This is a genomic window from Nocardia sp. NPDC050412, assembly GCF_044458825.1.
In the GTDB taxonomy this organism is placed as follows: Bacteria; Actinomycetota; Actinomycetes; order Mycobacteriales; family Mycobacteriaceae; genus Nocardia.
Map to the genome: position 1 here is coordinate 308,669 of NZ_JBITIJ010000002.1, position 11,266 is coordinate 319,934.

Below are 11,266 nucleotides of genomic sequence, written 5' to 3' on the forward strand. Positions count from 1 at the left end.
GGGACTTCCGGATCGTTCAGCGCAACAGATAGGGCATATTGACGGTGACGGCGCCCGTGGGACACCGGGCGGCGCATGGGCCGCAGTACCAGCACTCGTCCACGTGCATGAAGGCCTTACCGTTTTCCGGATTGATGGCCAGCGAGTCGAGCGGGCAGATCTCCACGCACAGCGTGCAACCTTGGATGCATAGTGATTCGTCGATGGTCACGGGAATGTCGGTGCGTTGGTTCGCCAGTGCCATCAGATGACCTTCCATTCGGATGTGCTGCGGATCAGGCTGCCGCGCATGGTGATTCGGTCCCCGCGCATGCGGATGTACTCCAGATCTACCGGTCTGCCGTCATCGAGCCGGGTCAGCCGTTCGAGCATCAGCAACGCGGCGCCCTCGGGTGCTTCCAAGGTGGCGGCGGTGTGCGCGTCGGCGGTAATCGCTTCCAGCGCCAGGTCGGCCGAGCCGAGCGGTCCGCCGCTGATCTGTTCGATGAGTACGAAGATGTCGTTGGTCTCGAGATCGTGGCCGAGGATCTCGGTGCCGATATCGGGTGCCAGGTAGGTCAGATCCAGGCTCAGCGGCAGGTCGGCGAGATAACGCAGTCGTTCGATATAGACCACGCGCTCACCGGGATTGAGGCCGAGTTTGCGCGCGACGGCGGGTGGTGCGGTGATATGCATGGCGGCGCGCACCTCGTTGCGCACGGTGCCGTGGCCCTTGAGAGTTTCCTGCAGCCCGAGCAGTGCGTCCAGCCCGTGATCGTATTTGCGCCGGGCGACCCGGGTGCCGACCTTCGGCACCCGATCGATCAACCCTTCGTCCTTGAGCAGCGCGAGCGCGTCGCGGACAGTGTTGCGCGACGCGTCGTATTCCGCGACCAACTGCTGTTCACTCGGCAGCACGTCATCGAACGCCCCCGCATGTATCTGATGACGCAGCACGTCGGCTATCCGGCGCGCCTGGTCGGCCCGCAACCGTCGCACGGGCGTCGCCTCGGCTCCCACCTCCGCCACCTTTCTCTCGCTGACCTGCATGGATAGCGACGATAGCTGCCGCTCGGACGCCCAAATGCGCGCTAGCGAGCGCCATAAATCAGCGGATGTTATTGCGCCGCTCCCTGCTGCCTCTGACCTGGGCGGATAGGTCTCGGAGTGGCCATTGCGCCACCCTGCTCGCGGCCGACGAGTTTCGATCACACAGATTCGAATGCCGGGCGATCTGGGTGATTCGGAACAACCGTGCGCGGGTGAGCCCGGGGCGTCGGTTCCGCAGCGCACAAAGCCCCATGATTGCTCTGACCAACACGCTGCCAGAGCAGCCACTTCTGGCTGGGTTCCCCCGTGGCGGTCCGCCGAGGGGGATCACTGCCCGCGACACCCCATTCGTTGTCGGGTCGACAGCACCGTCGTCCATGGGCAGCGGTCAGCGCTTGGGCTTGCGCCGCGCGGGCGCACCCCGATTCTGGTTATTGAATCAGCAGGTGACCCAGCGGTGGTTTCGGCGGTGAGTTGGGGGATTATCCGGATGCTGGTCCAGGGCGGCATCACTCCGGTGGGGGAGGCGAAATCCCCACTGGGGGTGATGTTCTGGCGGGCGCGCATCCCTACCATGACGGGCGTGGCTGTTGTCGGCGGTGTTGGTCGTACTTTGCTGGTCGCAGGGGTGTGCGCGTTGTTGGTGTCGATGGGGGTGGGTTCGGTATCGGCGGATTCGGCCGCCTCCGGTTCGGATATTTCGGTCGCGCAGTCGCTCGGTGATCGGGAGCTCACGATCATCTTGCGCCGGGTGACCAGCGTGCCGGGGCCGTTGCGGGTGGATGTGGTCACCCATGCCGGTACCGCGCCCGGGCAACTCACGCTGGCGGCGACTCCGACCGGGGTCTCGACGCGATCGACGCAGCCCGCACCGGGAGCGCCCACCGCCGAGGCGGTTGTCGAACTGGGCGGCACTCCGGGGATGTATTCGGCGACCGTCCGAATGGACCGCGCCGGGCCGTGGGAACTGGCCGTCGGCGACGGTATGCGGGTGGCGCGGATTCCATTCATCGTGCCCGCGCAGGTGACCTCGCCGCCCGAGCGCTTGGTGTATGGCGGGTTTCTGGTGGCGGGCGTACTGCTGCCGGTCGCTGTGGTGATCGCGATGCGTGCTCGGCGCAGCGTGTGGGCGCTGGTTCCGGCCGCCGGAATGGTGGCCGGGGTGGCGGTTTCGGTGACGGCCGCACTGCTTTCGGCATCGCTACCGTTGCCGCCGCAACCCGGCGCTCAGCTCGATCCCTCGCTCGACAATGTCACCGATCCCTATGCCGTGAATCAGCCGTTGATTTCGGACTTTTCGCGGCCGCCGGTACTGCTCACGGTCGCCGGTGGGACCGTGACCGCCGGACAGCCGGGCGATCTCGAGCTCGGTCTGATCGATGCCGCCACCGGTGCGCTCGTCGACGATCTGGTCGTGCACGACAGTGCGCTCATGCATCTGCTGCTGGTAGGCCCGACCGGTCGTCTGTCGCATCTGCACCCGATCCGGACCGGACCAGGTCGGTATCGAGTTCATCTCGCAGCGCCCGAGGCCGGGCGATACGCGCTGTCCGCGGAGTTGGCGCGGCGCGGCGGTGGTGTGCAAATGGTGCGCTCGGCAAGCGGATTCACGGTCTTGCCTGGTGCTGTGGCACCGGAATCTGCCAGTGCCACAATGCATCTCGGTGGCGGTGACAAGGCCGCGTCAGCCGTTGTCGACGGTAACCAGGTCACTGTCGGGACGACCACACCGGTCGCGGGGGTGCCGACCACCATTACCGCCGAATTCGGCGACGCCGCCGATCTGCAACCGTGGCTCGGCATGGTCGGCCATCTGATAATGGCGGGTCCGCTGCCCGACGATCCGAATATCGGTGCGGCCGTGCAGACTTCACCCATCTGGGGGCACGGCCACTCGATGGGCGTGATGTCGATGCGGGGTAAGTCCGAAATGCCGGGGATGGACATGGCGGGAATGGATATGACCGAGCCCGCCGCGAGCCACGGCACCATGCTCATGCCACCGGCCAACGGCGAAAGCGCTCCTGACGAGACGGTCGCCGCATACGGTCCCGATGTGCCGTTCACGTACACCTTTCCCCTCGCGGGACGCTATCGCCTCTGGATCCAGGTCGAACGGCGCTACACCGTGCTCACCGTCCCCGTCGTACTCGATGTCGCGGCGGGAGCACGGCCATGAGCGGGCAAGCGGAGAACACAGCGGCACCCCGGAAGGGTGTACTTCTCCCGGGGGGAGCGGTCGTCATCGTGCTGGCCGCCATCGCCTGGTTCGTCTGGCCGCGCCCGGCCGGTCCGCTCGTGTTGAAAGCCGGTTCCCCGCAACATCTCGTCACCATTTCCATCGACAGCGTCCGAATCGGCAGCACCGCAATCGATATCAGCGTCACCGACCGCACCGGCGCTACGAAAGACCATGCCGCAGTGAGTATTCAAGCGAACCAGCCACTCACGGGCCACGCCGGAGAGCCCGTCGCGGCGATGGCCACCGGTCCGGGACATTTCCACGTCGCAGCGGTACCACTGATGATGACCGGCCCGTGGGAGCTTCGATTATCGATCGACGAACACGACAGCGTCGACGAACTCGCGGTGCCGATCTGGGTCGGCGGCTGAAACCATGCACACATCAGGAGGAATGAGCACCATGAGCACCGCAGCACCGGTCGAAGCCGACACTGGACCGGAGATCTCGGATGACACCACCGCAGCGCGCATCGGCGCCTGGGGCGTACTACTCGGAACCGCAGTCACATTGATCGGACTCAGCTGGGATATCGAGTGGCACAACGAAGTCGGCCCCGATACCTTCTTCACCCTGCCGCATCTGTTCCTGTACTCCGGCAGTGCGATATCCGGATTCGTCAGCCTGGCCATGGTTCTCATCGCGACCTCGGCTCAACGTGCCGGTCGGCCCGTGCCTCGTCTCGGTGGCACCCCTATCCGTGTCTTCGGCAGCAACCTGACCGCACCGCTCGGCTATATGATCGCCGGAGCCGGTGCGGCACTATTCCTCCTCTACGGCCTACTCGATCTGGAGTGGCATTCGATCTACGGCTTCGACGCGGTGCTCAATACCCCGTCGCATGTAGCGCTGTTCCTGTCCAATGCGCTCACCATGATCGGCAGCATCATCGTTTTCGCCGCCCACCGTGATCACCGCTGGGGCCGCGGCGGCATCGTCGTCGCGATTCCGATCCTGATCACCTTCGCCCCGATTCCCACCAATGCATTGAACAACCTGCACCTGCCCGTCGATCCGACCATCCTGGGCATCGTCGCGTTCGGGCCGATGCTGCTCATCCTCGGCGCGGCACTGTTGGCCCGTGCGGGCGCGGCCATTGCCATCGCCGTTTCGCTCGGTGCGATGCAGGCGTTGCTCTGGTGGTTCTCGCCGTGGGCCGCGGAAACCTACGCGTCGGCGATCGGGCTGCCGCTGCGGGACGGTCTCACCGGACGACCGCCGGATCTGCCCGTCATGATGCCGATGTTCCTGATCGTCGCGGCGGTCGCGGTCGAGGGACTGTTCTGGCTGGCCCGTACCCGTGGTTTCGATGCGCGCAAAATCGTCTTGGTGGCCGGTGCCGTGACCGGCGTCATCATCGGCGCGACGTTCCCGCTGCAGTTGAATCTGGTCCGCGCTACCTCGCATATCGCCCTCGGTGACATCGTGACGATCACGCTGCTCGGCATTCCGCTCGGCCTGCTCGCCGGATTCCTCGGCGGCCGGTTCACCACCATGCTGCCCGCGACGAAGGAAGCGTGATGACCGTACTCCGCAGGCTCACCGTCACCGTACTGGCCGTGCTCACCCTGTCGCTGATCGCCGTCGCCCCCGCCTCCGCCTATGCGCCGGTCGAGATTGTGCACACCGAGCGTGTCCAGGTGGGGCCGTACGGCGTGACCGTCGGCTTCTCCACCTGGCCGATCCGCGCGATGAAATCGCTGGACTTCACCTTCATGCCCGATGGCGGCATCGCCGACAAATCCGGGACGCTGCGCTTGACCGGACCAGCGATCAGGCCCGGTCGCCGCGCCACGCCCCTTGTCCGCCATCCCCGCAAACGCGAGTCTTGGGGCTTGGACGTCAAGGCCTTCGACGCGCCCGGCACCTACACCTTCACCTTCGCGATCGATGGCCCGCTCGGACACGGCGAAGGGACCATCGGCGATGTCACCGTGCTCGACCAGCCCGGACCGCCGCTGCCGCTGAGCTGGACGATCGGCACCCTACCGCTGGTCGGCCTGCTGGTCTTCTTCGTGGTGGCCTGGCGTCGCACCCGCCCGGGACGGCAACCGCTGGTCGTCTGACGGGTCAGAACCAGGCGTCGCGCATCTCCAGTGTGGTGCGGTCCATCAGCTCCAGCAGATCCAATTGCGGTGTGGTCTTGGGCAATTCGTAGCGGAAGAAGTAGCGGGCGGCGGCGCGCTTGCCGTCGTAGAAGTCGCCTTGTTTGCCGTGCGCGGCCAGTGCCTGCTCCAGCCAGATCCAGGCGACCACGACGTGTCCGAAGGCCTCCAGGTAGGTGCTGGAATTGGCCATGGCGGCGGCGATATCGCCGGAGGCGAACATCCAGCCGGTGACGGTGAGCAGCCGCTGCCAGACCGCATCGAGCTGTCCGCCGAATTCGGTCCACTCGCCGCCGGCGTCGGTGGCCGCCAGTACGGTCCGCTCGATCTGTGCGGCCAGCAGCCGCAGGCTCGCGCCGTCGTGCTGGATCACCTTGCGGCCCAACAGATCCAGGCCCTGGATGCCGTGCGTGCCTTCGTGGATGGGATTGAGGCGGTTATCCCGGTAATGCTGCTCGACATCGTATTCGCGGGTGTAGCCGTAGCCGCCGTGCACCTGGATGGCGAGGCTATTTGCCTCCAGACACCATTGCGACGGCCAGCTCTTCGCCACGCCGGTGAGAATTTCCAGCAGCAGCGTGTGCTCGCGTTCGGCCGCCGGATCTGTGGCGGTGCGTTCCAGGTCGACGAGGCGGTTGCAGTAGAGCAGCAGAGCGAGCGCGCCCTCGACATAAGCCTTCTGCGCCAATAGCATTCGCCGTACATCGGCGTGTTCGATGATCGGCGTCTGCGGTGCGGACGGATCCTTGGCGGTGACGGCGCGGCCCTGCCGGCGTTCCCGGGCGTAATCGAGCGATTTCAAATATCCGGTGTAGCCCAACGCTGTTGCGCCCAGACCGACGCCGAGGCGTGCCTCGTTCATCATGTGGAACATGTAGGACAGGCCGCGATGCGGTTCGCCGACGAGGTAACCCACCGCGCCGGGCGCGCCATCCGGATTGTGCTTGCCCTCACCGAAATTCAGCACCGTATTGGTGGTGCCTCGATATCCCATCTTGTGGTTCAAACCGGCCAGCACCACGTCGTTGCGCGCGCCGAGCGAACCGTCGTCGGCCACCAGGTATTTCGGCACGATGAACAGCGAGATGCCCTTGGTTCCGGCAGGTCCGCCCGGAATCTTGGCCAGGACGAGGTGCACGATATTGTCGGTCAGCTCGTGATCGCCGCCGGAGATCCACATTTTCGAGCCGAACAGGCGGTAGGTGCCATCGGCCTGGGGTTCGGCGCGGGTGACGATATCGGCCAGCGACGAGCCCGCCTGCGGTTCGGACAGACACATCGTCCCGGTGAACCTGCCCTCGACCATGGGCTTGACGAAGCGGTCGATCTGCTCCGGAGTCCCATGCGCGGCAAGGAGATTGGCATTGCCGACGGTCAGGAACAGATAGCCGGCGGTGCCGACATTGGCGGCCTGGAACCAGCAGAATCCGGCGGCCTCCACGGTGGCGGGCAGCTGCAGCCCGCCGATCTCCTCATCCATCGCGGCGCCGATGAGATTGGCCTTGGCGAAGGTCTCGATCGCGGCCTTCACCTCCGGGATGATAGTGACCTTCTCGCCGTCGAAGGTCGGCTCATTGCTGTCGTTGCGCTTGTTGTGAGTGGCGAAGTGCTGGGTGGCCAGATCCTCGCAGAGGTCGAGAAAGCCGTCGAAGGTCTCTCTGGAGTGTTCGGTGAACCGGGGCAGCGCCGTGAGCTCCTCGACCCGCAGCCATTCGTAGAGCAGGAAGTCCAGGTCCCTACGGGAGATCAGGGTCGAGCGCACGGGCACATCCTCTCGCAGTGGCGGAGCACTGGCCCAGACGGGCGCGGTACTCGCTCGGGTCGGTTTGGTACATTACTACGCATGTGTCGCGAATCGATCCCAGGGCTGGGATGACCACAACCACCGGTGCCGCCCGACCCGTCGGTCGTCCCGCCGCCGCCTCCCAGGCCCAGGTGCTCGCCGCGGCCAGCGCCCAGTTCCTGGCCTGTGAGCGGGTCGATGTGCAGGCGATCGCGGCCGAACTCGGATTGTCGCGCGCGACCATCTACCGCTGGTTCGGTTCGCGAGACGGACTGCTCGGCGCGGTCATGGTGTCGGAATTCGAGCGGATGGTCGTCGCGGCGCAGACACGCGTCGACGGCACCGGCGCGCGGCGGGTACTCGCTCTGTTGGACCGGGCGGCGCAGTGGATGACGCGCAGCGAGGCATACCGGTATTTCATCGCGACCGAACAGGCCACCGCGGGCCGCATAATCACCACCAGCGATGGGCCGGTCCAGCCGAAGGTGGTAGGGGTGGTCGCCGAAATTCTGGATACCGCGATGGTGGAGGGCTACCAGAACCGGGTCGATACCCAGACCTTCGCCTATGCGCTGGTCCGGCTCATCGAGGCCTTCCTGTATCAGGATGCGGTGACCGGCCTTCGCGGCGATGTGGAGCGGTTGCGCGCGGTGCTGGCCGTCATTCTGGGACTGGACCCGGATCAGCGCGGCCCGTAGGTATCGAGGAACAGAACGGGTCCGTTGCCGAAGTCGCCACGGGTATCCATCGCCAGGAGTCCGGCCAAAGCCTTTGCGGTGTAGACGGTTTCCAATTCCAGCCCGTTGGTCGCGGCGAGCTTCTTCGCGGCAATGGCGACCGGGGTTTCATGGCCGTAGCCGGGACCGAGCCAGTCACGCACCATCGTCACGTCGTCCGGGCGCAGCTCGGGCGCGGTGAATTCCATGCCGCGTGCGCGCAGCACCCTCGCGGCGCGGTTCGCCAGCTCGATAATGTGTCGCTCGTCGAGGGGAAGCGAGTCGTTTACGACGACACCGACGACTCGCGTACGTAGCCCGGCAAGCCGTAGGCCGAGGGCCAAACCCGCTGCCGTGCCACCGGATCCGACGGCGGTCACCAGATGTGTCGGTTGCGGTAGTTCGCCCGCGGTGATCTGCGCCGCCAGTTCCAATGCGACCTCGACATAGCCGAGCGCGCCGATCGGCGACGATCCGCCTACTGGCAGCAGATACGGTGGGGTGCGCCCGTGCATATGCCGCAGCAGCAGCCACGGTGCGGCCAGGACGGTGCGCAACTTGCTGTGCGTGAAATATAGGGTGGCGCCGGAGTTTTCCAGTCGTCGCAGCTGCGCGCGGACGTGGTCGTCCACGGGTTGGTCGACCAGCGCCAGCGCGGTGTCGATGCCGAACTCCCGCGCGTAGAGCGCCGTCGCCAGACCCCAGTTGGTTCCGGTGCCGCCGAAGGTGAGAATGGTGCGGGCACCGCGCCGTCGGGCCTCGGGCAATAGCCACTCCAGCTTGCGGATCTTATTGCCACCCCAGCCGCCGGACCCGTACCCGCTTTCGTCCTTGCACCACACAGTGCTGTTGGTGCCGAGGTCCAGCGGGCGGACCGGCGTCGGCGCGATGCCGAGCCGGGCGAAGGGCAGTGTGCTGGCCAGTTCGGGGAAGCGCTGGTGGAGTAGGGATTCGGTCATAGTCCGACCATTATCGGGGTTCAGCTTTCTTTGGTGAGCAGTTGGTCCAGGCGGGCCGTGCAGGCCTGGGGCGGATCGCCCGTGCCGAGGTGGCTGGACATACGCAGCAGCGGAACGTAAAGCAGGACCGCGCAGGGGATTTCGTTGAAGCGCGGGTTGCGGACCGGACAGCAGTGCGGGCTTCGTAGTCGGCGATCGTTTCCTCGCGCATCGGTGTACCGGGCAGCAGTGCTTGCCGCGGCAGTTTATTGGGAGTTTCTAGCCGAAAGCTTGCTGGTACCCATCGCGGGTATCCAGGAGAGCGACAAACGAATTCCAGATCCTCAAACAGAGACGCCCAGCCAGCGCGCGAACTCTGCCGTGCTTCCTGTGCTGCGGCGCTCTGCGGCGGCGATTCCACCGAGTGTCTCTCGCACGCTCGGATGCAGCTTCGTCTGCTGGGGAGCCACCCTACGCGCAACGTTGAGTGCTTTGATCGCCTTATCCGGCTGTCCTGTCATCACCCAGGCGCGGGCGATGTCCTGCCACAAGTGGCCCGCGCGGGTCTTCGCGATCGACGGCGGAAGGATAAGGGCAGAACCCTCACGTGCCGCGCGTCCCGGGTCGCCCGCTTCGAGTTCGACACCGACCGAATGGATCTCGGTATTCGCCGGGCCGAACAGCGTCTCGTACGCGCGGGTCTCGAACCCCAACCGTGAACCGATCAGTCGCGCCTCGGCGATATGATCACGCGCCGTATCCAGCCGCAGCCCGCGAGCGGCGGCAACGGCACCCGCGAGGTGTGCCGCCCCCATAACCGAAAGCGCATCGTCACTGTCGCCTTGCGCCTCTACCAGCGCTTTGTCAACGAGCATCAACGCCAGGTCGGTGCTGTCTTGATAGACAAGCAACCGGGTACGCATCACCTTGCCGACGGCGACCGCGAGGCGGTCGCCAGAATGTGCTGCCGCCCAGTCATAGCGGTCGACCGCGGGAATAGTCAACGACATGAAGCCGAAGCGACGACACATCCGGTCGGCCGCATTGAATGCGTTGCACAGCAGGTCGTACACCTCGGGGCTTGGGTTGTCACGTAAAGCGCCATACGTCTGTCGGATCAACGCTGGCAGATTCGCCAGCGCGCGACGGCTCTTGCCCTTGCGGTCGTCGTCGTTGATCACCTTCATCGCTGCCTGCAACTCTGCGAGCGGCGGCGGCTCTACGGCGCGAACATATTCGCCTTCGCAGAGGATCGCGCGCAATTCGGCGATGCCCTCGAGCGGGCCATCTTCTTCGAGGGTGTCCCGGAATGGCGTGCCTCGCAGTACCTCCTGGTCGATGTCGCACACGCGAGCGACGGCAGCAATGAATCCCGGCGTCGGGATCTTCAGATCCTGCTCGACTTTGCGCACCATAGAGGGGCTGTAGTCAATAGCCCGAGCCAGCTGTAGCTGTGTCATTCCAGCAACGCGACGTTCGCGGGCGATTCGCTTGCCTATGCCGAGACCCATTGCCATGGCTCGAGTTCCTTGAAGTTGAAGGTTGCCCCCATGCCTCCATCAGGGTAGCGGCATCGCGGTGTCAACACCATTGACACTTCAGTGTCATGCGGTGGCACTTTGGTGATACTTCGACGGCGTCGAGGGGTGCGACCGTTCCAGTCAGCGCACGACGTCGACGCTGCGGCCCCGAGACCACAGCGATTCGAGATCCGCGATGCGTGCGCACTAAACCGCACAATGCACCCGAGGGGACCACTCGATGCCCGCTGAACTCGTCACAGTCATGGTTGTCGCCGCCACGGTCGTGTTCTTCCTGTGGCTAGTCTTCTATGGCCTGCCCTACCTGCTCGGCTCCGGTGCCACTCCGGATGAGGCGATCCCGGCCACTGACATCCTCGAGCGCGTCACCGGTGAAACCGCGCGTATTCACCCCGCACCACCCAGCGGATACACCGTCGAAGAAGCTGGTTACGTCCTGCAAGACCACCTCGAGTGCAGCCGCGACATCTGCGACGCCAAGAACACCGCCTTCTGGATCCGCGCTGAAGCGGGGAAGCTCCAGCCAACCCGGGAAGCCGTCCGATGAGCGGCCTGATCGAATTCAGTGACGGCACATTCGGTTTCGTCGGTGACGATGGATGGGTCGAGGAATTCGACGCCATCGAGATGCCTGCCTCCGGATTGGAAACCACTCCCGCTTTAGAAGCGGCGTTCATGGACGTCGACGCCACCTCTGTCGTCGATACCGAACTGCCGCAGCGGGTCCCGTTCGTTGGGCCGCCAGCTCCGGTGGATCTGCCGGTCGAACTACTCGAGCGCATCGCAGACGCTGTCCGGGAGTGGGCCGATCAGTGAGGATTCCCGCCAACCGGATGCCGACGGCAGCCGCGTACCGGCCGGACTCACGCGACGCCGGGATCCGTCGCTACTTCGGTCTGGTCCAGTTCGCGT

12 protein-coding genes are annotated in these 11,266 nt (G+C 65.3%); 7 read left to right on the plus strand and 5 right to left on the minus strand.

What is annotated here, in order from left to right; translation table 11 throughout:
- Positions 1-16 precede the first annotated feature (16 nt).
- A complete protein-coding gene (locus ACIBI6_RS05485) occupies positions 17-244 on the minus strand; it encodes a ferredoxin family protein (protein ID WP_040689749.1) in 228 nt (75 codons plus the stop codon).
- Positions 244-1,029 carry a GntR family transcriptional regulator gene (locus ACIBI6_RS05490; protein ID WP_364343579.1) on the minus strand — a complete coding sequence of 262 codons (786 nt, stop codon included), beginning with the start codon at positions 1,027-1,029 and terminating at the stop codon, positions 244-246. The genes ACIBI6_RS05485 and ACIBI6_RS05490 overlap by 1 nt, the downstream gene beginning before the upstream one ends.
- 469 nt (positions 1,030-1,498) lie before the next feature.
- Here ACIBI6_RS05490 and ACIBI6_RS05495 point away from each other — a divergent pair, with 469 nt between their 5' ends.
- The 4 genes from ACIBI6_RS05495 to ACIBI6_RS05510 are packed head-to-tail and all read left to right on the plus strand — an operon-like array spanning position 1,499 to position 5,337.
- A complete protein-coding gene (locus ACIBI6_RS05495; protein WP_396955412.1) occupies positions 1,499-3,208 on the plus strand; it encodes a hypothetical protein in 1,710 nt (569 codons plus the stop codon).
- On the plus strand, positions 3,205-3,642 hold the full coding sequence (locus ACIBI6_RS05500; RefSeq protein WP_396955413.1) for a FixH family protein: 438 nt from the start codon (positions 3,205-3,207) through the stop codon (positions 3,640-3,642). The genes ACIBI6_RS05495 and ACIBI6_RS05500 overlap by 4 nt, the downstream gene beginning before the upstream one ends.
- A 31-nt stretch (positions 3,643-3,673) precedes the next feature.
- Positions 3,674-4,792, plus strand: coding sequence for a hypothetical protein (locus ACIBI6_RS05505; protein ID WP_364343570.1), 1,119 nt, complete (start codon positions 3,674-3,676; stop codon positions 4,790-4,792).
- Positions 4,792-5,337, plus strand: a complete 546-nt coding sequence (locus ACIBI6_RS05510) for a hypothetical protein (RefSeq protein ID WP_396955414.1) — start codon at positions 4,792-4,794, stop codon at positions 5,335-5,337. Before ACIBI6_RS05505 ends, ACIBI6_RS05510 begins: the two co-directional genes overlap by 1 nt.
- A gap of 4 nt (positions 5,338-5,341) precedes the next feature.
- Here the strand turns inward: ACIBI6_RS05510 and ACIBI6_RS05515 are convergent, their stop codons facing one another.
- Complete coding sequence (locus ACIBI6_RS05515; protein ID WP_364343564.1) at positions 5,342-7,138, minus strand: acyl-CoA dehydrogenase; 1,797 nt, start codon at positions 7,136-7,138, stop codon at positions 5,342-5,344.
- Positions 7,139-7,248: 110 nt separating this feature from the next.
- Here ACIBI6_RS05515 and ACIBI6_RS05520 point away from each other — a divergent pair, with 110 nt between their 5' ends.
- Entirely contained in the window at positions 7,249-7,857 is a 609-nt protein-coding gene (locus ACIBI6_RS05520; protein ID WP_364343561.1) for a QsdR family transcriptional regulator, read from the plus strand.
- On the opposite strand, the gene ACIBI6_RS05525 is transcribed toward ACIBI6_RS05520, so the two are convergent.
- On the minus strand, positions 7,842-8,834 hold the full coding sequence (locus tag ACIBI6_RS05525) for a 1-aminocyclopropane-1-carboxylate deaminase/D-cysteine desulfhydrase (RefSeq protein WP_396955415.1): 993 nt from the start codon (positions 8,832-8,834) through the stop codon (positions 7,842-7,844). The genes ACIBI6_RS05520 and ACIBI6_RS05525 overlap by 16 nt on opposite strands.
- Positions 8,835-9,157: 323 nt before the next feature.
- Complete coding sequence (locus ACIBI6_RS05530; protein WP_396955416.1) at positions 9,158-10,330, minus strand: multiprotein-bridging factor 1 family protein; 1,173 nt, start codon at positions 10,328-10,330, stop codon at positions 9,158-9,160.
- Positions 10,331-10,574: 244 nt separating this feature from the next.
- On the opposite strand from ACIBI6_RS05530, the gene ACIBI6_RS05535 reads away from it, so the two are divergent.
- Together ACIBI6_RS05535 and ACIBI6_RS05540 are read left to right on the plus strand one after the other, a co-directional pair.
- Positions 10,575-10,901 (plus strand): hypothetical protein, encoded by a 327-nt coding sequence (locus ACIBI6_RS05535; RefSeq protein ID WP_364343552.1) that lies wholly within the window; start codon positions 10,575-10,577, stop codon positions 10,899-10,901.
- Positions 10,898-11,170, plus strand: a complete 273-nt coding sequence (locus tag ACIBI6_RS05540) for a hypothetical protein (RefSeq protein WP_364343549.1) — start codon at positions 10,898-10,900, stop codon at positions 11,168-11,170. Before ACIBI6_RS05535 ends, ACIBI6_RS05540 begins: the two co-directional genes overlap by 4 nt.
- Positions 11,171-11,266: the final 96 nt, after the last annotated feature.